Origin of the sequence: Streptomyces hydrogenans (genome assembly GCF_014656075.1) — a bacterium.
Taxonomy (GTDB): domain Bacteria; phylum Actinomycetota; class Actinomycetes; order Streptomycetales; family Streptomycetaceae; genus Streptomyces; species Streptomyces hydrogenans.
Genome location: NZ_BNBS01000036.1, coordinates 32901 through 53295, shown reverse-complemented (window position 1 = coordinate 53295; position 20395 = coordinate 32901). Strand labels below are relative to the sequence as shown.

18 protein-coding genes are annotated in these 20395 nt (G+C 75.0%); 13 read left to right on the top strand and 5 right to left on the bottom strand.

The features are described 5' to 3' along the window. Nucleotides 1-350 precede the first annotated feature (350 nt). The 6 genes from IE321_RS17375 (at nt 351) to IE321_RS17350 (ending at nt 7024) form a co-directional block, all read left to right on the top strand. Nucleotides 351-1607, top strand: a complete 1257-nt coding sequence (locus tag IE321_RS17375) for an SCO2321 family membrane protein (protein WP_190223568.1) — start codon at nt 351-353, stop codon at nt 1605-1607. Then, nucleotides 1604-2275 carry an SCO2322 family protein gene (locus IE321_RS17370; RefSeq protein WP_190223567.1) on the top strand — a complete coding sequence of 224 codons (672 nt, stop codon included), beginning with the start codon at nt 1604-1606 and terminating at the stop codon, nt 2273-2275. Before IE321_RS17375 ends, IE321_RS17370 begins: the two co-directional genes overlap by 4 nt. Before the next feature lie 146 nt (nt 2276-2421). After that, nucleotides 2422-3549: an energy-coupling factor transporter transmembrane component T gene (locus IE321_RS17365; RefSeq protein WP_372470239.1), complete on the top strand. Its 1128-nt coding sequence runs from the start codon at nt 2422-2424 to the stop codon at nt 3547-3549. Between the two features lie 151 nt (nt 3550-3700). Further along, nucleotides 3701-5458 carry an ABC transporter ATP-binding protein gene (locus IE321_RS17360; protein ID WP_190223565.1) on the top strand — a complete coding sequence of 586 codons (1758 nt, stop codon included), beginning with the start codon at nt 3701-3703 and terminating at the stop codon, nt 5456-5458. Continuing rightward, nucleotides 5455-6315: an ECF transporter S component gene (locus IE321_RS17355; protein ID WP_226651655.1), complete on the top strand. Its 861-nt coding sequence runs from the start codon at nt 5455-5457 to the stop codon at nt 6313-6315. The genes IE321_RS17360 and IE321_RS17355 overlap by 4 nt, the downstream gene beginning before the upstream one ends. A 307-nt stretch (nt 6316-6622) precedes the next feature. Beyond that, nucleotides 6623-7024, top strand: coding sequence for an aggregation-promoting factor C-terminal-like domain-containing protein (locus tag IE321_RS17350; protein WP_043229512.1), 402 nt, complete (start codon nt 6623-6625; stop codon nt 7022-7024). 90 nt (nt 7025-7114) lie between these two features. On the opposite strand, the gene IE321_RS17345 is transcribed toward IE321_RS17350, so the two are convergent. Further along, nucleotides 7115-7555: a Cif family virulence factor gene (locus tag IE321_RS17345; protein WP_190223564.1), complete on the bottom strand. Its 441-nt coding sequence runs from the start codon at nt 7553-7555 to the stop codon at nt 7115-7117. A 146-nt stretch (nt 7556-7701) separates the two neighbouring features. Then, nucleotides 7702-8880, bottom strand: a complete 1179-nt coding sequence (locus IE321_RS17340; protein ID WP_043229508.1) for a steroid 3-ketoacyl-CoA thiolase — start codon at nt 8878-8880, stop codon at nt 7702-7704. 303 nt (nt 8881-9183) lie between these two features. Here IE321_RS17340 and IE321_RS17335 point away from each other — a divergent pair, with 303 nt between their 5' ends. From IE321_RS17335 to IE321_RS17325, 3 genes are read left to right on the top strand one after another with little or no spacing between them, the layout of a single operon-like run. Beyond that, entirely contained in the window at nt 9184-10443 is a 1260-nt protein-coding gene (locus IE321_RS17335) for a cytochrome P450 (RefSeq protein WP_043229507.1), read from the top strand. 40 nt (nt 10444-10483) lie between these two features. Then, nucleotides 10484-11563, top strand: a complete 1080-nt coding sequence (locus IE321_RS17330) for a DUF2330 domain-containing protein (RefSeq protein ID WP_190223563.1) — start codon at nt 10484-10486, stop codon at nt 11561-11563. Further along, nucleotides 11560-12228 carry an O-methyltransferase gene (locus IE321_RS17325; protein ID WP_043229503.1) on the top strand — a complete coding sequence of 223 codons (669 nt, stop codon included), beginning with the start codon at nt 11560-11562 and terminating at the stop codon, nt 12226-12228. Before IE321_RS17330 ends, IE321_RS17325 begins: the two co-directional genes overlap by 4 nt. A 226-nt stretch (nt 12229-12454) precedes the next feature. Here the strand turns inward: IE321_RS17325 and IE321_RS17320 are convergent, their stop codons facing one another. Beyond that, on the bottom strand, nt 12455-13558 hold the full coding sequence (locus IE321_RS17320) for a serpin family protein (RefSeq protein ID WP_190223562.1): 1104 nt from the start codon (nt 13556-13558) through the stop codon (nt 12455-12457). A 12-nt stretch (nt 13559-13570) separates the two neighbouring features. Between IE321_RS17320 and IE321_RS17315 the strand changes: the two genes are divergently transcribed. Together IE321_RS17315 and IE321_RS17310 are read left to right on the top strand one after the other, a co-directional pair. Further along, nucleotides 13571-13897: an antibiotic biosynthesis monooxygenase family protein gene (locus IE321_RS17315; RefSeq protein WP_190223561.1), complete on the top strand. Its 327-nt coding sequence runs from the start codon at nt 13571-13573 to the stop codon at nt 13895-13897. 35 nt (nt 13898-13932) lie between these two features. Further along, nucleotides 13933-14418: a GNAT family N-acetyltransferase gene (locus tag IE321_RS17310; RefSeq protein WP_190223560.1), complete on the top strand. Its 486-nt coding sequence runs from the start codon at nt 13933-13935 to the stop codon at nt 14416-14418. A gap of 165 nt (nt 14419-14583) precedes the next feature. On the opposite strand, the gene IE321_RS17305 is transcribed toward IE321_RS17310, so the two are convergent. Both IE321_RS17305 and IE321_RS17300 read right to left on the bottom strand, forming a co-directional pair. Continuing rightward, the gene (locus tag IE321_RS17305) at nt 14584-15357 is read right to left on the bottom strand and encodes a hypothetical protein (protein WP_190223559.1); all 774 of its coding nucleotides are present in this window, start codon (nt 15355-15357) and stop codon (nt 14584-14586) included. Between the two features lie 104 nt (nt 15358-15461). After that, nucleotides 15462-17537, bottom strand: coding sequence for an MDR family MFS transporter (locus IE321_RS17300; RefSeq protein ID WP_190223558.1), 2076 nt, complete (start codon nt 17535-17537; stop codon nt 15462-15464). Nucleotides 17538-17795: 258 nt separating this feature from the next. Here IE321_RS17300 and IE321_RS17295 point away from each other — a divergent pair, with 258 nt between their 5' ends. Continuing rightward, nucleotides 17796-18932 carry a peptidoglycan-binding domain-containing protein gene (locus IE321_RS17295; protein ID WP_190223557.1) on the top strand — a complete coding sequence of 379 codons (1137 nt, stop codon included), beginning with the start codon at nt 17796-17798 and terminating at the stop codon, nt 18930-18932. Nucleotides 18933-19131: 199 nt separating this feature from the next. Beyond that, entirely contained in the window at nt 19132-19800 is a 669-nt protein-coding gene (locus IE321_RS17290; RefSeq protein WP_043232273.1) for an HAD-IA family hydrolase, read from the top strand. Nucleotides 19801-20395: the final 595 nt, after the last annotated feature.

Sequence of the window (20395 nt, the reverse complement as noted above, 5' to 3'; positions counted from 1 at the left end):
GGCGCCTGCCCCGCCTCGTGCGCGGCGGAGCCACGGGCCCGGCCGGGCTCCCCCACGCCGCCGCGTGACGGACCGCGACCGGCCGCGCACACGGCGGTGTGACGCGGCTCGCACCCCCGGAACACGGGCCCCGGGGGCCGGTACAGTGGCCCGGTCGTCTTCATGCCCGAGCAGGGGAAAGCCGGTGCGAATCCGGCGCTGACCCGCAACCGTGAGCCGGCCTTCCCAGAGGCGTGGTGAGCCGGAACGCCCTGCCCCGGGACGTGAGCGCCGGCACCGTCGAGGAATACGGCGCCGGACGCGGGCCCCACGCGGGGCACCGGTGTCCGGTGCCCGCACGAGAGGCAACCATGATCAGCGTCCGTCGCGCCGCCGCCGCGCTCACCGCAGCGGCAGCCGTGCTCAGCACCGCCGCGACCGGCACGGCCTCCGCCGCGCCCGCTCCGAGCGCCTCCGCCGCCGCGCTCCCGCCCGGTCTGTACGGCAAGAGCGACCCGACGTACGACGGCGTCTGGCGCCAGTCGCTCGCCTTCCTCGCCCAGCGCGCCACCGGCTACCAGCCCGCCGACCAGGCCGTGGACTGGCTGCTCGGCCAGCAGTGCGCCGACGGCTCCTTCGCCTCCTACCGGCCGGACGCCACCAAGCCCTGCGACGCCACGACGATGCGGGACTCCAACGCCACCGCCGTCGCCCTCCAGGCGCTCGGCGCGGTCCGCCGCGAGGCCGCCGACCCCACGAAGATCGACACCGCGGTGAAGTCCGGCTACGGCTGGCTGCGCGGCGTGCAGAACAAGGACGGCGGCTGGAGCTACACCCCCGGCGGCCCCAGCGACGCCAACTCCACCTCCATCGTCGTCAGCGCGCTCGCCGCCTCGGGCGTCAAGCCCGGCTCGTACACCTCGACCGAGGGCCACACCCCCTACGACGCGCTGCTCGCGCTCGCGCTGCCCTGCGCCGACGACGAGGGTCCTGGCGCCTTCGCCTACCAGCCCGACAAGGCCGGCGCGCTGCTCGCCAACGCCGACGCGACCGCCGCCGCCACCCTCGCCGGGCTCGGCAAGGGCATCACGGCCGTGAAGGCCACCCCGCCGCAGGCCCCGACCTGCGTCGACCTGTCCGAGCCGACCGTCGAGCGGGCCGCCCTCAACGGCGCCTCCTACCTGGCCAAGGCGCTCGTGCAGACCGGCCACCTGACCACCCCGCCGCTGCCCGGCGCCACCGAGACCGAGCCGAAGCCGGACTTCGGCAACACCGCCGACGCCGTCGTCGCCCTCGCCGCCGCCGGCACCGCCCGCCTCGCCGAGCCCGCGCTCCAGTGGCTGGAGCAGAACGCCGCCCCCTGGGCGAAGGAGTCCGGCCCCGCCGCCTACGCCCAGCTGATCCTCGCCGCCCGCGCGATGGAGGCCGACCCCCGCGAGTTCGGCAAGGTCGACCTGGTCGAGGCGCTGAACGCGACCGGCCCGGCCCCGAAGACCCCCGACACCTCCGCCGCCTCCACCGAGGACGAGGACGAGTCCTTCCTCGGCTTCGACGTCTGGTGGATCATCGGCATCGGCATGGTCGCCGGCGTCGGCATCGGCTTCCTCCTGAGCGGCCGCAAGAAGTGACCCGCCGGAGCACCGCCGCCGGGGCGCTCGCCACCGGCGCCGCCGGGCTGCTGCTCGCCCTCGGCGCGGCCGCCCCCGCCCACGCGGCGGGCTACCGCTACTGGTCGTTCTGGGAGTCCGACGCCGGGAAGTGGGCGTACGCCACCCAGGGCCCGGCCACCGCCCGGCCCGCCGACGGCGACGCCATCGGCTTCCGCTTCGCGCTCAGCGAGGACTCCGCCGACGCCACCCGGCCGACCGCCGCGCCCGACTTCGCCGCGATCTGCGCGGACGTCGGGAAGACGGCCGGCACCAAGCGGATCGCGGTCGTCGTCGACTTCGGCACCCCGAAGGACGCCCCCGCCGGCGAGACCCCGCCGAAGACCGCGCCGACGACGGGCTGCGCCCGCGTCGCCGAGAACGGCACCGGCGCGGACGCCCTCGCCGCCGTCGCCACGCCGCTGCGCTACGACAGCTCCGCCATGCTCTGCGGCATCGCCGGCTACCCGAAGCAGGGCTGCGGCGAGGCGGTCGCCGACGCACCCGACGTCACCGCCACCGCCGCCACCGCCGCCCCGAAGGCGGCCGAGGAGGACGGCGGCGGTCCGTCGCTCGGACTCCTCGTCGGCGGCGGAGCCGTCCTCGCCCTCGGCGCCGCGGCCGTCTGGAAGTCCCGCCGCCGCGCATGACCCGGGCGAGCGAGACCCCGGCGGACGCCACCGCCGCCCCGACCGGACCCCGGCACGCCGCACGAGCGGCGCTCCGCCGGGCCGCCGTCGAACCCGGCTCCGGGACCGGCCCCGCCCTCCCCCGTTCCGGTCCGGCCGGACGGGCCGTGGGCCTGCGGGCCCGCCTCCTGGCCCCCGTGGCCGACCGGGGGAACGCGCTGCACCCGGGGGCCTGGTGGCTCTGGGCCCTCGGGCTCGCCGTCGCCGCCTCCCGGACCACCAACCCGCTGCTGCTGGGACTGATCGTCGGCGTCGCCGGGTACGTGGTGGCGGCGCGCCGGACCGACGCGCCCTGGGCCCGCTCGTACGGCGCCTTCGTCAAGCTCGGTCTGTTCGTCGTCGGGCTGCGGATCGCCTTCTCGGTGGTCCTCGGCTCCCCCGTGCCGGGCTCGCACGAGCTGTTCACCCTGCCCGAGCTGCCCCTGCCGGGCTGGGCGCAGGGCATCCGGATCGGCGGCCGGGTCACCGCCGAACAACTGGTCTTCGCCCTCTACGACGGGCTCAAGCTGGCCGCGCTGCTGATCTGCGTGGGCGCGGCGAACGCCCTCGCCAACCCGGCGCGGCTGCTGAAATCGCTGCCCGGGGCGCTGTACGAGGCCGGGGTCGCCGTGGTCGTGGCGATGACCTTCGCGCCGAACCTGGTCGCGGACGTCGTCCGGCTCCGGACCGCCCGGCGGCTGCGCGGCCGGCCCACGGGCGGGGTGCGGGCGGTCCTCCAGATCGGGCTGCCGGTCCTGGAGGGGGCCCTGGAGCGCTCGGTCGCCGTCGCCGCGTCGATGGACGCGCGCGGCTACGGCCGCACCGCCCACGTCCCGACGGCCGTCCGCCGCACCACCGACGTCCTCACGCTCGGCGGCCTGCTGGGCGTCTGCGCCGGTTCGTACGGGCTGCTCGCCGCGGAGGGCGCCGGATACGGGCTGCCGCTGCTCGGCGCCGGGCTCCTCGCGGCGGTCGTGGGCCTGCGGCTCGGCGGCCGGCGCAGCGTCCGCACCCGCTACCGCCCCGACCGCTTCGGCCCCCGCTCCTGGCTGGTCGCCGCCTCCGGCGTCGCGGTCGCCCTCCTCATGATCCGGGCGAACGCCCACTCCTTCGACGCCCTGCACCCCGGTGTCGTCCCGCTCATCGCGCCCGAGCTGCCGCTGTGGCCGGCCCTGTCGGTCCTGCCCGGCCTGCTCCCCGCCTTCGTCGCCCCCGTACCGCCCGCGTCGCCCACCCGTGAGGAGCCGTCCGCGTGATCCGCCCGGCACCGACCCCACGGGCCGCCCGCCCCCGGACCGCCCCGCCGACCGCCCGCCCGGAGACCGCCCCGCACCCGGCCCGGCCGGCCCCGCCCGGTCCGTCGACCCCCGTCGCACCCGCACCGCCCGCCCGTGAGGAGCCGTCCGCGTGATCCGCTTCGAGAACGTCTCGGTGACGTACGAGGACGCCGCCGGGCCCACCCTGCGGGGGGTCGACCTGACCGTGCCGGAGGGCGAGCTGGTGCTGCTCGTCGGGCCTTCGGGGGTCGGGAAGTCGACGCTGCTCGGCGCGGTCTCCGGGCTCGTGCCGCACTTCACGGGCGGGACGCTGTCGGGGCGGGTCACCGTGGACGGCCGGGACACCCGCACCCACCATCCGCGCGAGCTGGCCGACCTGGTCGGCACGGTCGGCCAGGACCCGCTCGCCCACTTCGTCACCGACACCGTCGAGGACGAGCTCGCCTACGGCATGGAGTCCCTCGGCCTCGCCCCTGCGGTGATGCGCCGGCGCGTCGAGGAGACCCTCGACCTGCTGGGCCTCGCCGAGCTGCGCGACCGGCCGATCGCGACGCTCTCCGGCGGGCAGCAGCAGCGGGTGGCGATCGGCTCCGTCCTGACCACCCACCCCAAGGTCCTCGTCCTCGACGAGCCGACGTCCGCGCTCGACCCGTCGGCCGCCGAGGACGTCCTCGCCGTGCTCCAGCGGCTCGTCCACGACCTCGGCACGACCGTCCTCATGGCCGAGCACCGCCTGGAGCGGGTCGTGCAGTACGCGGACCGGGTGCTGCTGCTGCCGGAGGCCGTCCTCGGCACCCCGGCGGAGATCATGGCCGTCGCCCCCGTCCACCCGCCGGTGGTCGCGCTCGGCCGGCTCGCGGGGTGGGACCCGCTGCCCCTGACGGTGCGGGACGCCCGGCGCAGGGCCGGGGAGCTGAGGGCGCGGCTCACCGGGCAGCACCCCGCGGCGCCCCTCCCCCGCCCCGTCCGCCCCGCCCCGGCCCCCGGTCCTCACACGCCGGACGGGCCGGTCTCCGCCCCGCCGGCGTCCGAGGCGCGCCGGTCCGGGGGCGGAGCCCCTGCTTCCCGTGCGGCGAAGTCCCTCTTCCGCCGGCGCCGCGCACCCGCGCCCGCCCCCGCCCCCGAGACCGACGCCCCACTCGTCGACGTCGACCGGCTCGCCGTCCGCCGCGGCCGCGTCGAGGCACTGCGGCGGGTCGACCTCCGGGTCGCCCCCGGCGAGGTCGTCGCGCTGATGGGCCGCAACGGCGCGGGCAAGTCCACCCTGCTCTCGACGCTCGTCGGCATGATCGCCCCCACCTCCGGGACCGTCCGGGTCTCGGGGCTGGTCCCGCACGCCACCGACCCCCGCGACCTGATCCGCCGGGTCGGCCTGGTGCCGCAGGAGCCGAGGGACCTGCTGTACGCGGAGACCGTCGTCGAGGAGTGCGCCGCCGCCGACGCGGACGCGGGCGCCCCTCCGGGGACCTGCCGGGCGCTGGTGACGGAGCTCGTACCCGGAGTGACCGACGCGACCCACCCCCGGGACCTGTCCGAGGGGCAGCGGCTGGCGCTCGCGCTGGCCGTGGTCCTGACGGCCGCGCCGCCGCTGGTGCTCCTGGACGAGCCGACCCGCGGCCTCGACTACGCGGCGAAGGCCCGGCTGGTCGCCCGGCTGCGGGCGCTCGCGACGGCGGGGCACGCGATCGTGCTGGCCACGCACGACGTGGAGCTCGCGGCGGAGCTGGTGGACCGGGTGGTGATCGTCGCGGGCGGCGAGGTGGTCGCGGACGGCCCGACGGCCGAGGTCGTCGTCTCGTCCCCGGCCTTCGCCCCGCAGGTCGCCAAGATCCTGGCACCCGAGCCCTGGCTCACGGTCGAACAGGTGGAGGAGGCGCTGTGCCGGTGAAGCGCGCGCACCCGATCCGGCTCGGCCCGCGGTCCGTCGCCGCCCTCGTCCTCGTCTCCCTCGTGGGGCTGGCCGGCATCGGCTGGCCGCTCTTCGCGGACGCCGGGTCGGCCGTCACGGACCACGCCGCCGACGCGCCCTGGCTCTTCGCGCTGATCCTCCCCCTCCTCATCGCCGTCGTCGTGGCGACGATCGCGGACTGCGGGATGGACGCGAAGGCGGTGGCGATGCTGGGGGTGCTGGCCGCCGTGGGGGCGGCGCTGCGCCCGCTGGGCGCGGGCACGGCGGGCCTGGAGCCGATGTTCTTCCTGATGGTGCTGAGCGGCCGGGTCCTCGGCCCGGGCTTCGGTTTCGTGCTGGGCGCGGTGACGATGTTCGCCTCGGCGCTGCTCACCGGCGGGGTGGGCCCCTGGATGCCGACGCAGATGCTGGCGATGGGCTGGTTCGCGATGGGCGCGGGGCTGCTGCCGGCCGGGGTCCGGGGGCGGCCGGAGCGGCTGATGCTGGCCGGGTACGGCTTCGTGGCGGCGTTCGCGTACGGCACGGTCACCAATCTGTACGGCTGGGTGACGGTCGGCGGGATGGCCCAGGCGATCTCGTTCGCGCCGGGCGCGCCGGTCGGCGACAACCTGGTCCGCTTCACGGCGTACGTGCTGGCCACCTCCCTCGGCTGGGACCTCGGCCGGGCGGCGCTCACGGTCGTGCTGACGCTGACCGTCGGCGGCCCGCTGCTGCGGGCGCTGCGGAGGGCCACGCGGCGGGCGAACTTCGAGGCCCAGGTCACATTCGAGGGGCCCGTGGAGGGGTCTCCGGGTGAGGCGCCTCATAGGACCCAGGTCACGTACGACCGGACATAGTAGAACCGGACGAGCCGCACAAAACGCCCATCACGGTCGATGACCTGCGAAAACCCTTCACCGTCGGACCCGGGTCCCGACCCCCCGAGTCCGAACCTTCCTCGTACAGGGGGTCGTTGCGCCGCCCTCGGGGATTTGTTTCTGTAGTGGACGTCGCCAGGCAGCAGGTGCTCGACGAAGCACCGCGGCAGGCCGGTTCCCCCCAGAACCCGGGTTCCCCCGGACTCTGGTTCCGGCTTGCCGGAAACGGTCGGAAACGGCCGTTCGAGCCCGGCGCCACCCCAGTCCCCGACGTTAGGTAGACGTTTTGTTCCGCTCGATCACCACTCGTGCCGCCGCCCGCAAGAAGACCTTCGCCGCCACCGCAGCCGTGCTGCTCGGCGCCTCGGGTGCGGTGCTCGGCACGACGGGCTCGGCCTCGGCCGCCAGCCCGCAGGAGCTCGCCCGCGACATCGTGCCCGCCTCTCAGTACGCCTCCTTCAGCAAGATCGTCTCGCACGAGTCCGGCTGGAACTTCAAGGCCACCAACTCCTCCTCCGGCGCCTACGGCCTGGTCCAGGCCCTGCCGGGCTCGAAGATGTCCTCGGCCGGCGCCGACTGGAAGACCAACCCGAAGACCCAGATCAAGTGGGGTCTCAACTACATGAACGAGCGCTACGGCTCCCCGAACGCCGCCTGGGCGTTCTGGCAGGCCAACGGCTGGTACTAAGAGTCACCGAGCCGCCAAGCGCCCCCGCAAGGCCCCGCCCTCCACTCGGAGGGGCGGGGCCTGCGGCGTTTCCCGGCCCCGGAACCCCGGTCAAGGGGCCCCGGTGGCCGCCGCGGCCCCGCCGTCCCCGCCCGGCGCGTGCCCGAGCACCACCACCCAGGTGCCGTCGTGGCGGGACATCTGGACGTAGGCGGTGAAGCTGCCGCCGTCCCGCGCCTTGCCGGTGAGCTGCGTGCTCGCCACGTCGTCGCCGAACTCGTGCGACACCTCGACCCCGTCGATCTCCAGGCCCCGGCCGCCCTCGGCGGCGATCACCTCCCGGGCGTCCGCCTCGACCTCCTCGTACCCCGGCGGCCCGAGCCGCACGAGGGCGTCGACGTCCCGCGCGTTCAGCGCCCGGACGTACGCGTCGGCCGTCTGCCGCTCGGTGCGCCCCTGCGGCGCGGCCTCCTGCGCGCACCCCGCCAGCAGCACACAGCCGACGACGGCCGGTAACCAGGCCCCGCCGGATGCGATCCCGCGCGTGCTCATGCGTCCCCCTCGTGATCGGTCCCCCCGGGGGACGCGGGGGTCCCGCCGGCGGTTCCCCGGCACGGGCGCGGGGCCCCGCCCCTCCGGTCGGAGGGGCGGGGCCCCGCGGTTCTCCCGGGCACCCCTGCCAGGTCTCGTGGCGCCGGTCACAGGCGCTGGATGATCGTCCCGGTCGCGAGCGCGCCGCCGGCGCACATCGTGACGAGGGCGAACTCCTTGTCGGTGCGCTCCAGCTCGTGCAGGGCGGTGGTGATGAGGCGGGCGCCGGTCGCGCCGACGGGGTGGCCGAGGGCGATGGCGCCGCCGTTGACGTTGACCTTCTCCAGGCCGTCGAGCTCCTTGTCGAACTCCTGCGCCCAGCTGAGGACGACCGAGGCGAACGCCTCGTTGATCTCGACCACGTCGATGTCCCGGAGGGACATGCCGGCCTTGCCGAGGACCGCGCGGGTCGCGTCGATGGGCCCGTCGAGGTGGTAGTGGGGGTCGGCGCCGACCAGGGCCTGGGCGACGATCCGGGCACGGGGGCGCAGCTTGAGCGCGCGGGCCATGCGCTTGGAGGCCCACATCACGGCGGAGGCGCCGTCGGAGATCTGGGAGGAGTTGCCGGCGGTGTGGACGGCGGTGGGCATGACCGGCTTGAGCCGGGCGAGGCCCTCCATGCTGGTGTCGCGCAGGCCCTCGTCGCGGTCGACCAGCCGCCACATGCCCTGGCCCGCGCCCTGTTCCGCCTCGGTGGTCGGGACCTGGACGGCGAAGGTCTCGCGCTTGAAGCGTTCCTCGGACCAGGCGACGGCGGCCCGCTCCTGGGAGATGACACCGAGGGAGTCGACGCGCTCGCGGGTCAGGCCGCGGCGGCGGGCGATGCGCTCGGCGGCCTCGAACTGGTTGGGCAGGTCGACGTTCCACTCGTCGGGGAAGGGCTTGCCGGGCCCGTGCTTGGAGCCGGAGCCGAGCGGGACGCGGGACATGGCCTCGACGCCGCAGGAGATGCCGACGTCGATGACGCCGGCCGCGATCATGTTCGCGACCATGTGGCTGGCCTGCTGCGAGGAGCCGCACTGGGCGTCGACGGTGGTGGCGGCGGTCTCGTAGGGCAGGCCCATGGTGAGCCAGGCGGTGCGCGCCGGGTTCATGGACTGCTCGCCGGCGTGGGTGACCGTGCCGCCGACGATCTGTTCGACGCAGTCGGCGGGGATGCCGGTGCGGCCGAGGAGTTCGCGGTAGGTCTCGCCCAGGAGGTAGGCGGGGTGGAGGTTGGCGAGCGCGCCTCCGCGCTTGCCGATGGGGGTGCGTACGGCTTCGACGATGACGGGTTCCGCGGCCATGAGCTCGTCCTCTCCTCGACCGGACGGGGTGTCCCGGCACCCGCCGGTCGGCGTCACGGGAGAACTAGTACGCGTTCTAGTTCTGAGTGAAGTCTTATGACTGCTACCGCCGGTACGCAAGGGTCCGTGCGGCAGCAGTTCGCCGACGGGTGCGGGCTTCCGGGGCGCGGCGCCTGGGCCGGGCCGGGGTTCCGGGGGTGCGCGGGGGGCGGATTCGGGCCGCACCTCTTGCTACTTGTAGAACTCGTTACTAACTTTCCCGGCAACTTCTGATGGCCCATCAGATATTGGAGCGTGTTGCCGATGACCTGCCCCCACCTCCCCGAAGGATTCGACGCCACCGACCCCGACCTGCTGCGCAGCCGCGTCCCGCTCCCCGAGTTCGCGGAGCTGCGGCGGACCGCCCCGGTCTGGTGGTGCCCCCAGCCGCGCGGCGTCACCGGCTTCGACGACGAGGGGTACTGGGCCGTCACCCGCCACGCGGACGTCAAGTACGTCTCCACCCACCCCGAGTTGTTCTCCTCCCACGAGAACACCGCCGTGATCCGCTTCAACGAGCACATCGGACGCGAGCAGATCGACGTCCAGAAGCTGATCATGCTCAACATGGACCCGCCCGAGCACACCCGGGTCCGCCAGATCGTCCAGCGCGGCTTCACCCCCCGCGCCATCCGCGGCCTGGAGACCGCCCTGCGCGACCGCGCCCGCGCGATCGCCGAGGAAGCCCGCGCCGCCGCGGCCGAAGACCCCGACGGAACCTTCGACTTCGTCACCAAGGTCGCCGTCGAACTGCCCCTCCAGGCCATCGCCGAACTCATCGGCGTCCCCCAGGCCGACCGCTCCCGGATCTTCGACTGGTCCAACAAGATGGTGGCGTACGACGACCCCGAGTACGCCATCACCGAGGAGGTCGGCGTCGAGGCGGCCATGGAACTCATCGGCTACGCGATGAACATGGCCGTCGAGCGCAAGGAGTGCCCGGCCGCGGACATCGTGTCCCAGCTGGTCGCCGCCGAGGGCCAAGGGAACCTCTCCTCCGACGAGTTCGGGTTCTTCGTACTGCTGCTCGCCGTCGCCGGCAACGAAACCACCCGCAACGCGATCAGCCACGGCATGCACGCCTTCCTCACCCACCCCGACCAGTGGGAGCTGTACCGCCGCGAGCGCCCCGCGACCACCGCCGAGGAGATCGTGCGCTGGGCCACCCCCGTCGTCTCCTTCCAGCGCACCGCCACCCAGGACACCGAGATCGGCGGCCAGGAGATCAAGAAGGGCGACCGGGTCGGCCTCTTCTACTCCTCCGCCAACCACGACCCCGAGGTCTTCGAGAACCCGGAGACCTTCGACATCACCCGCGACCCCAACCCCCACCTGGGCTTCGGCGGCGGCGGGCCCCACTTCTGCCTCGGCAAGTCCCTGGCGGTGAAGGAGATCGAGCTGATCTTCGACGCCATCGCCGACGTCCTGCCCGACCTCACCCTCGCGGCCGAACCCCGCCGCCTGCGGGCCGCCTGGCTGAACGGCGTCAAGGAACTGCGCGTCCGCACGGCCACCGGATCCTGACCGCCGGAACCGGAACGCTCCCCCGCACGTCCGAGCGGGCATGCGGGGGACCACACACAGAATCCTGACCACACTCGTCGCGCTGCTCGCGCTCCAGCTCGGCTCGCTCGTCGCGCCCGCCTGGGCCTGCGGCTGCGGCGCCATGATCACGCGCCCGTCGGAGCGGATCGGCGTCGACCGGGAGGAGTCCGCCGTCCACTGGGACGGCCGGAACGAGACCGTCGTCATGCGCTTCCGCGTCCACGGCGACGCCCGGCAGGCCGCCTGGGTCATGCCCGTGCCGCACCGCGCCGACGTCACCCTCGGCGACCCGGAACTCTTCGACGCGATCGAGGAACTCGCCGCACCCGAACGGCGCGACCGCTCCTACTTCTGGCCCCGCGAGGACGACTGGCCCTTCGACACCGGCTACGGCGACGGGGCCGCGGCCGGCGCGGCCCCCGGCGGCGCCGTCGGCGTCGTCGGCCGCGAGCGGCTCGGCCCCTTCGACGTGGCCCGCCTCACCGCCACCGACCCCGAGGCCCTCGGCACCTGGCTGCGGACCAACGGCTTCGAACTCCCCGACCGGCTCACCCCCGAACTCCGGCCGTACGTCGAGCGGAAGTGGGAGTACGTCGCCATCCGCCTCGCCCCGGAGAAGCGGGACGAACGCCTCCACGGCGAGCTGACCCCGCTCCGCGTCACCTTCGCCTCACCCGAACTCGTCTACCCCATGCGGCTCTCCCGGCTCGCCGCCACCCCGCAGACCCTCGGCCTGTCGATCCTCGCCGCCCACCGCATGGAGCCCCGCTCCGCGATCGGCGGCGACCGCCCCGAGGTCACCTTCTCCGGACGCCTCGACCATCCCGAGGGCCCGGTGGCCGCCCTCACCGGCGGCGCGCCGGCCCACCTCACCGTCCTCGAACAGCGCTTCCCGACGCCGTCCCGGATCTCCGACGACCACGTCCTGCGCACCGTCGCCGACACCCCCTACCGCCAGGTGGTCTACCGGGACCGCCTGCTGACCCTCGGCGGCGTCCCCGCCTGGCTGCTGGCGGTCGCGGCCGGCGCGGCGCTCGCCGTGACGGCCGCGCTGCTGACCGTACGGGCGAGGCGCCGCCGGGTACCGTCACCCGTATGACGAACCCCCAGTGGAACGACGTCGACGCGTACGTCACCGACCTGCTGGTCCCCGCCGACGAGGCCCTGACCGCCGCGCTGGCCGACAGCGCGGCGGCCGGGCTCCCCGAGATCGCCGTAGCCCCCAACCAGGGCAAGTTCCTCCACCTGCTGGCCCGGGTGCAGGGCGCCCGCCGCATCCTGGAGATCGGCACCCTCGGCGGCTACAGCACCATCTGGCTGGCCCGCGCCCTGCCCGCCGACGGCCGCCTGATCACCCTGGAGTACGACCCCCGGCACGCCGAGGTGGCCCGCGGCAACCTCGCCCGGGCCGGTCTGGCCGACCGCGTCGAGGTCCGCACCGGCCCGGCCCTGGACACCCTCCCGCTCCTGGAGAAGGAAGGCGCCGGCCCCTTCGACCTGGTCTTCGTCGACGCCGACAAGGCCAACAACCCGCACTACGTGAGCTGGGCCCTGAAGCTCTCCCGCCCCGGCACCCTCGTCGTCGTCGACAACGTCGTCCGCGGCGGCCGGGTCGCCACCCCGGACCCCTCGGACCCGGCGATCACCGGCACCCGCGCGATGTTCGAACTCGTCGCGAACGAACCCCGCCTGGACGCCACCGCCCTCCAGACCGTCGGCACCAAGGGCCACGACGGCCTCCTCATCGCCCGCGTGACCGACTAGCCCGGGCACCCCCGACCGGTCCGCGACCTCAGAATCCGGACGCCGAACCGGCAGGCGCCTCCTGGGGCTCGTCCGACCATGGGCGTCGGATCAGGCCGGGTCGTCCGGTGCGTGCGATCGGCGTGCGGCCGGGGCGGCCTCGTAGCAGCGCCACTCGGGCGTTTCGGCCGTGCGGCGAGCGTGCGTGCCGGGCGGGCCGGACCCGACGGGAATGGTCAGACAGGCCCTAGCCCACGGCCTCCGGCCCCGGCACCCCCGCGTGCCAGCCGGCGAAGAGCGGTACCTCCCCTTCGGCGTCGAGGACGACGACGCCGAAGGGCCGGTCGAAGGCGATCCGTTCGAGGGGGCGCGGCGCGGCGGCGCTCCGCGTCATCGTCACCTGCGTGACGGCCGCCGCCTTCACGCCCTCCTCGGCGACCTCGACCACCGCCTCCTGCACCACCCGCGAGACGAACAGCGGCTCCGGCGAGAGCCCGGAGAAGTCGGCGCCGGGCCGCAGCGCCCCGCCCGCCCCGCACCGCTCCAGCCACGGCCGCAGGTCGAGGCGGGACCGCAGCGAGAAGCGCGGCAGCGCCAGCTCCACGGCCTCGTCCTTCACCGGCTCCCGCCGCGCGTCCCAGGCGAGCGGCAGCACGTCGGCGGGACCGCTCCCCGGCGTCCCGAGCACGAACCGCACCCGCACCGCCCGCGCCCCGGCCCCCGGCAGCTCCACCACGACCGCCCGCCGCTTCAGCAGCCCCTGCCGCACCCGCCAGACCCAGGCGCCCGGGATCCGCTGCCGCATGGTCGGCACCGGACGGACGGCACCGGACGCGTCCCTGAACGGCTCGGGCCGCGTCGCCCCCACCGGGAACGCCGACCGCCAGGCCGCCTTCAGCGCCAGCACCCCGAGCAGCACCAGGTCCTCGGACCCGTCGAGCGCGAGCGGCAGCCCCGGCACCCGTCCCCCGCTCCCCTCCCGCACCCACGCGTCGAGCTCCGCCTGCGCGCCCGCGCCCAGCCCGCCGAACCCGACGCCCGGCAGCCCCGCCCGGAACCCCTCGTCCACCGGCACCCGGCTCCACACGCCCACGGCCCCGCTCACCCCGCCGGTCCCCGCGACCGTCCGCCCCACGCCGGTCACCGCCGCCCCGGCCCCGGCGCCCGCCACCCCGAGCATCCCGCGCAGCTCCTCCGCGGTCCGCCCCCGCGCCCCCGAGGCCACCGCCCCCAGCGCCAGCCACGCCCCGGCGGGCGAGCACACGAAGTCCACGTCCCCGCTCCCGGGCAGACAGCGCGCCGCGAACGCCCGCAGGTCGCCCGCGCGCGGAACGGTGGGAGTGTCGGTCATATCCTGCCCCTCATGAGCATCGTGAAGATCAACGTCCTGACCGTCCCCGCCGAGCAGCGGGAGGTGCTGGAGCAGCGGTTCGCCTCGCGGGCCGGGGCCGTGGAGGGCTCCGACGGGTTCGAGTGGTTCGAGCTGCTGCGTCCGCTGGAGGGTACCGACCAGTACCTCGTCTACACCCGCTGGCGGAGCGAGGAGGACTTCCAGAACTGGATGAACGGTTCCATGAAGGCCGCCCACCAGGGCACCGCGGGCGGCGAGGGCGGCGAGCGGCCGAAGCCGGCCGCCAGCGGGTCCACGCTCTGGTCCTTCGAGGTCGTGCAGCAGGCGTCGCCCAAGTAAAAAGCGGCGGCGCGAAGGGGCGTGCGGGTCGCAGAATGGCCCGCATGACCTGGAACTTCTCCGCCGAGCGCGTCGACACCCCGGACGCCACCGCCCTGCGCCGCGACTACTTCGGCGACGTCGCCGGACGGTACTTCGGGCGAGTGCTCGCCGAGGACGAGTACGACGAGGACATGATCGACGACGGGCTCGGCCTCCTCGCGCCGCCCACCGGGGCCTTCCTCGTCGGGCGGTACGAGGGGAAGGCGGCCGCCTGCGGCGGGATCGTCCTGCTCGACGGCGACCGGGCCGAACTCACCCGGGTGTTCCTCCGCCCGGCGTTCCGCGGCCTCGGGGGCGCCGACCTCCTCATGACCGGCCTGGAGGACGCCGCCCGCGCGCTCGGCGCCCGCCGCATGGTGCTCAACACCCGACTCGACCTGGTCGAGGCCCGGGCGCTGTACGTGCGGCACGGCTACGGCGAGATCCCGGCGTACTGCTCGGGGCCGTACATGGAGATCTGGTACGGCAGGGAGCTCTGAGCCGGACCGCCTCCGCGACGGGGCCGTCCGGCCCGGCGCGCGGTCATCCGATCCGATCCGCTCGCGGCGTCCGATCCCGCTCGCGGTCATCCGATCCCGCTCGCGGCCGTCCGGGCCGACTCGCGGCCGTCCGACCCGGACCACGACCGTTCGACCCGGCCCCGCTCAGCCCGCCCAGACGACGACGTCGAACGTGGCGTTCGTGTCGCTCGCCTGGCCGGCCATCGCCTTGACGGTCATCCGGAGGAGCTTGCCCTCGCCGGTGCGGCCGCAGAGGGTCAGGCCGGTCTTGATCTCGAAGTCGTTCGAGGTGCCCTGGGTGTCGACGACGCCCGCGCAGTCCTCGTACGACGGCGTCTTCGGCGTGCCCTTCCACACGAACGCCTTGGCGCCGTTGTCGGGCCGCAGCATGTGGCCGCCGAAGGGGTAGACGGCGAAGTCGTTGTCGCTGTTGATCTCGGACATGACGGGCGGCGCCGCGTCGAGGTCCTTGTCCTCCACGTACGTGATGACGAGGGTGCCCTGCCAGTGGACCGTGCCGGGCGCCGGCCCGGACGGGGTGGCGGAGGTCGTCGTCTCGTGCGCGGGCGTGGCGGCCGTGTCCGTGGTCGGCGCGGTGTCCGGCGTGGCCTTGCCGTCCGTCGCCGGATCCGACGTGGCCGTCGGCGTGCCCGAGGCGGAAGCGGGGGCCGGTCCGGCCTCCGGGCCGTCGTCGTCCGTGTTCACCAGGTACGTGCCGACGACGCCGATCACCGCCGCCACCAGGGTCGCGCCCGCGCCGATCCAGGCGCCCCGGTGCGACGGCGGGCGGCTCGGCGGCGCCGGGTACGCGCCGTAGGCCGGCCCGCCCGGCGGGTACCCGGGGGCGTGTCCCGGCGGCGGTCCCGGGGCGTGTCCCGGTGGCGTCTGCCAGCCCTGGCCCGGCTCGTGGCTGCTCATCCTGTCCATCCCCCTGTGACTGGAGTCGATCTTCGACGGGACAGCGTACCGACCGCCCCTGACCGGCCGTCATCCCGGTTTCCCCGGCCCCGGGTTCCGCTCCGTCAGGCGTGGTGGTCACCGGGCGGCTCGGGGGCGCGGGGGCGTTCCGCGTCGGAGCCGCACAGCTCGGCGTTGAGCTCCTCGACCAGTTGCACGAGGTCGGTGGGGCGGTCGGGTCCCCACCAGTCGCCGAGGAGCGCGGCGAGGGACTCCTCGCGGGCCCGGGCGAGGAGTCCGGCGGCGGCGGCGCCGTCCTCGGTGAGGACCAGTTCGATCCCTTCGCGCCGGGCGAGCCGCCGCTCCTCGATCTCGCGGGCCGCGTCGGTGATCACGCGCAGCGGCACGGGGGCGGTCTCGGCGAGCCGGGCGGGTTCGACGACGCCGTGGCGGCGGATGCGCAGCAGCAGCCAGCTGGAGGCGGGCCGCAGGTCGAGCCCGGCGCGGGCGGTGATCGTCTCGTAGATCTCCTTGCGTCCCTCGCGGGAGCCGAGCACCGACAGGGCGCGGGCGGCCTCCTCGTACGAGGAGCGCTCGACCGGGTTCGAGGCGAGGGTCTGGCTGGTGTCGGGCGCGGTCACGGAGGCGCGCAGCGGGTCCTCCTTGAGGAACCAGGCGACGACGAAGGCGACGAGCACGACCGGCGCCGCGTACAGGAAGACGTCCGTGATGGAGGTGGCGTACGCGTGGAGGACCTCCGGCCGCAGCTCGGCCGGGAGCCGGCCGATGGCGCGCGGGTCGGCGGCGACCTGCGCGGGGCCGGTGCCGGGCGGCAGCTCCGTACCGGCCCGGGCGGCCTGGGCGAAGACGTCCTCCAGCTTGTGGGTGAGCCGGCTGGTGAAGACGGTGCCGAAGACGGCGACGCCGAAGGACGCGCCGATGGAGCGGAAGAAGGTCGCCCCGGAGGTGGCGACGCCCAGGTCCTCGTAGCCGACGGCGTTCTGCACGACGAGGACGAGGACCTGCATGACGAGGCCGAGCCCGGCGCCGAAGACGAAGAAGTACGCGCTCATCTCCCAGGTCGAGCTGGTCTCGGTCAGCCGGTGGAGGAGGAGCAGGCCGAGGGCCGTGACGGCGGTGCCGGTGACGGGGAAGACCTTCCAGCGGCCGGTCCTGGACACGATCTGGCCGGAGGCGGTGGAGGTGAGCAGCATGCCGACGACCATCGGCAGCATGTGGACGCCGGACATGGTGGGGCTGACGCCCTGGACGATCTGGAGGAAGGTCGGCAGGTAGGTCATCGCGCCGAACATCGCGAAGCCGACGACGAAGCTGATGACCGAGACCAGGGTGAAGGTCCGGATCCGGAACAGCTTGAGGGGCAGGACGGGTTCGGCGGCCCGCCGCTCGACGCGCACGAACCAGACGAGGAGCACCGCCCCGAGCAGCGCGGTCCCGATGATCTGCGGCGAGTCCCAGGCCCAGGTGGTGCCGCCGAGGGAGGCGACCAGGACCAGGCAGGTGGCGACCGAGGCGATGAGGAAGGTGCCGAGGTAGTCGATGGTGTGACGGGTGGAGCGGACCGGGATGTGCAGCACGGCGGCGATGACGAAGAGGGCGACGACGCCGATGGGGAGGTTGATGTAGAAGACCCAGCGCCAGGTGAGTTGTTCGGTGAAGAACCCGCCGAGCAGCGGCCCGAGGACGCTGGTGGCGCCGAAGACGGCGCCGAACAGCCCCTGGTACTTGCCGCGCTCCCGGGGCGAGACGAGGTCCCCCACGATCGCCATCGACAGCACCATCAGCCCGCCGCCGCCGAGGCCCTGGAGCGCGCGGAAGCCGATGAGCTGCGGCATGTTCTGCGCGATGCCGCAGAGGGCGGAGCCGATGAGGAAGATGACGATCGCGGCCTGGAAGAGCTTCTTGCGCCCGTACTGGTCGCCCAGCTTGCCCCACAGCGGGGTCGCGGCCGTGGAGGCCAGCATGTAGGCCGTGACCACCCAGGAGAGGTGCTCCATGCCGCCGAGCTCGCTGACGATCGTGGGCAGCGCCGTGGAGACGATCGTCTGGTCGAGGGCGGCGAGCAGCATGCCGAGCAGCAGCGCCCCGATCGCGACGAGGACGGTGCGGTGGCTCTGCCCCTCGCCGGGTACGGGCGCGGGCTCCCCGCCGAGCTGCGGCGGACTCGTCTCCTGGGCCATCGGGCGCCTCCCTGCGCGTCTGCGGGTGCGTCGGCCCGGGCCGTCCGTCCGGACGTCCGTCCCGACGTCCGTCCGGGCGTCTGTCTGTGCGTCTGCCTGTGTGGCTGTCTGTTGCGGCTGTCTCTACGTCTGCCTGTGCGTGATCTCCATCCTGAGTCGAATGTCCTGATATGGCCTGTGGAGGGGCACGTGTGTTCACCCGGGAGCAGGGGGGCGGCTGCATAATCACTGCCAGTTGCGTTGGGGAGGGGACAGATCATGACCGGACACGCATGTCCTGATTGCGGTGGTCGGAGACCGGGCTGCGCCTGCGCCCGGGCGGCGGACCGTTCGGCCGAACTGGCGGCGGCCGAGGACTTCGACCCGCTCCGGATCAGGCCGTACGTGACGCTGGACGCCCCCGACGAGGCGGGCGACCCCCCGACGACGCAGCTGAGGGCCGTCCAGGCGACCGCGGGGGCGGACGCCGGTCCGTACGGGGGTGCCGGTACGCACGGGGGCGCCGCCGGTCCGTACGAGCCCGTCGGCGCGGGGAAGGCGGGGGCGTACGAGGCGCGGACGCAGGTGATACCGGCGTACGGCACCGAGCCCGCCGGCTACGGCTCCGAGGCGTACGGCCCCGACGCGTACGGCTCCGACGCGTACGGCCCCGAGGGCGGGGCCCACGAGACCATGCCGCTGCTGCTCGGCGGGGCCGACGGCTCCGGGCCGGGCGGCGGCGGGCGGGAGCGGCCGGGCAGGCGGCGGGGTGCGCTGGTCGCGGTCGTCGCGGCGGCGGCCGTGGTCGGCACGGCGGCGCTGGGCGCGGCGGGGCTCCGCGGCGAGGACCCCGACGACCGCGCGCTGGCGCCCGAGGTCACCACCAGCGCCTCCCTGAACCTCACGGTGTCGGAGGAGCCCTCGCCGTCCTCCTCCAGCCCGAAGGCCAGCCGCACCCCCTCGCGGACCCCCTCCCCGACCACCTCGTCCCCGACCGCCACGCCCTCGACGGCGTCACCGTCCGCGACGACCGCGACCACCGGCCCGACGCAGGGCCCGACGGCCACCGGCTCACCGTCCGCGACCGGCGGCGCGGCCCCCTCGGCGGGCGGGACCACGGCCCCGGCCACCTCCCCGGCGCCGCCGACCGCCCCGACGTCCCCGCCCCGGACGGGCGCGCCGGCCGGCGCCGTCCTGAGCGTGGGAGACACCGGCCCCGAGGTCCAGGACCTCCAGCGGCGCCTCCGCTACCTGTGGGTCTACCTCGGGGAGATCGACGGGGTGTACGGCGACGAGGTCAGGGCGGCCGTGGCCTCCTTCCAGGGCCGTCTGTGGCCCCCGGTCGAGGAACCGGGCGTGTACGACGCGGACACGCGGCGCAAGCTGGAGCGGGAGACCCGCGGCATGAACGACTGACCGGCGGCCGCCGGGGCGGGCGCGACAAGGGACACGGCGAGAGGTGCGCGCGAGGTACGGCCAGGGACGGGGCGACGGGGGCGAGTGGCGCAGACCGCCCCGGTTTTTGTATCGTGAAGAAACAAAGTGGCCCCGCCCGTACTCCCTGACCGGCGGGCGGGACCGCTTCGTTCTCCGCACCACCCCCCTGGAGACCCCCATGGCCGCCACCCCGGCAACGCTCACCGCCCGCGCCCTCCTGCTCGACATGGACGGCACCCTGGTCAACTCGGACGCCGTCGTGGAGCGCTGCTGGCGCCGCTGGGCGGACCGGCAGGGCCTGGACGCCGGGGAGGTGCTCAAGGTCGTGCACGGCCGCCAGGGCTACGCCACGATGGCGGTCCTCCTCCCCGACCGCCCGATGGCCGAGAACCACGCGGACAACGCCGTGATGCTCGCCGAGGAGACCGCCGACGTCGACGGCGTGGTGCCGGTGGCCGGCGCCCCCGCCTTCATGGACGCGATCACCGGCTTCCCGCACGCCCTGGTGACCTCGGCGGACGAGGCCCTCGCCCAGGCCCGGATGGGCGCGGCGGGCCTGCGGATGCCCGCGACCCGGGTGACCGCCGAACTGGTCGGCGCGAGCAAGCCGGACCCGGAGGGCTTCCTCAAGGGCGCCGCCGAACTCGGCACGGCCCCGTCGGACTGCGTGGCCTTCGAGGACTCCGAGGCCGGCATCCAGGCGGCGAAGGCGGCCGGGATGCGCGTCGTGGGCATCGGCCCCCGGGCGGCGGCCTTCGCCCCGGACGTGTACGTCCCGGACCTGACCCGCCTGCGGCTGGAGGTCCACGAGGACGGGACGATGACCCTCGGAGTCGTACCGGAGTAATCCCCGGCCCCACGGAGACGGCACCCGCCCACCGGCGCCACCCCTCCCCCACCGGGGCACGCCCGCCTCCCCGGGGCCTCCCGCCCGCCCCAGCCGCCGCTCCCCCCTGGCGACCCCACCGCGCGCGGCCGGATCATCCGGCCGCGCGCGGTCGTGTGCGACGGCGGGCACACCGGACGACGGCGTCGCGGCGACGGCCCGCGCGCCCGACGGCGGCCGCACGGCACCGACCCCCACGACCGACGACGCCCCACGCCCCTGCGACGGCCACCCGGCCCGCAGGCTTGGTGACGGCGACGGCGACGCCGACACGGCAATGACCCGGACGCCGCACGACGGCCCTACGGCACCGACCGCACACGCCCGACACCTGGTCCGCGCTCTTGGCGGCGGCCACGCCGCGACGGCCCGCACGCCCGGCGACGGCCCGCGCCCTTGACGACGGGCACACCCGACACCGGCCCGCGCCCTTGACGGCAGCCACACCACGACGCCCCACACGCCCCACGACGGCCTGTTCAGCAGGGCGACCTCACACAGCACCCCACCCACCCACCCACCCACCCATCCCCCCGTCCACCCACCCCGTTCGCAC

Excerpts from the sequence above, each read along its gene's own strand:
- IE321_RS17330 (WP_190223563.1), top strand. The coding sequence starts at position 10,484 with ATGCGGGGGACCACACACAGAATCCTGACCACACTCGTCGCGCTGCTC.
- IE321_RS17305 (WP_190223559.1), bottom strand. The coding sequence starts at position 15,357 with ATGAGCAGCCACGAGCCGGGCCAGGGCTGGCAGACGCCACCGGGACAC.
- IE321_RS17325 (WP_043229503.1), top strand. The coding sequence starts at position 11,560 with ATGACGAACCCCCAGTGGAACGACGTCGACGCGTACGTCACCGACCTG.
- IE321_RS17300 (WP_190223558.1), bottom strand. The coding sequence starts at position 17,537 with ATGGCCCAGGAGACGAGTCCGCCGCAGCTCGGCGGGGAGCCCGCGCCC.
- IE321_RS17290 (WP_043232273.1), top strand. The coding sequence starts at position 19,132 with ATGGCCGCCACCCCGGCAACGCTCACCGCCCGCGCCCTCCTGCTCGAC.
- IE321_RS17345 (WP_190223564.1), bottom strand. The coding sequence starts at position 7,555 with ATGAGCACGCGCGGGATCGCATCCGGCGGGGCCTGGTTACCGGCCGTC.
- IE321_RS17375 (WP_190223568.1), top strand. The coding sequence starts at position 351 with ATGATCAGCGTCCGTCGCGCCGCCGCCGCGCTCACCGCAGCGGCAGCC.
- IE321_RS17295 (WP_190223557.1), top strand. The coding sequence starts at position 17,796 with ATGACCGGACACGCATGTCCTGATTGCGGTGGTCGGAGACCGGGCTGC.
- IE321_RS17335 (WP_043229507.1), top strand. The coding sequence starts at position 9,184 with ATGACCTGCCCCCACCTCCCCGAAGGATTCGACGCCACCGACCCCGAC.
- IE321_RS17340 (WP_043229508.1), bottom strand. The coding sequence starts at position 8,880 with ATGGCCGCGGAACCCGTCATCGTCGAAGCCGTACGCACCCCCATCGGC.
- IE321_RS17315 (WP_190223561.1), top strand. The coding sequence starts at position 13,571 with ATGAGCATCGTGAAGATCAACGTCCTGACCGTCCCCGCCGAGCAGCGG.
- IE321_RS17320 (WP_190223562.1), bottom strand. The coding sequence starts at position 13,558 with ATGACCGACACTCCCACCGTTCCGCGCGCGGGCGACCTGCGGGCGTTC.
- IE321_RS17310 (WP_190223560.1), top strand. The coding sequence starts at position 13,933 with ATGGCCCGCATGACCTGGAACTTCTCCGCCGAGCGCGTCGACACCCCG.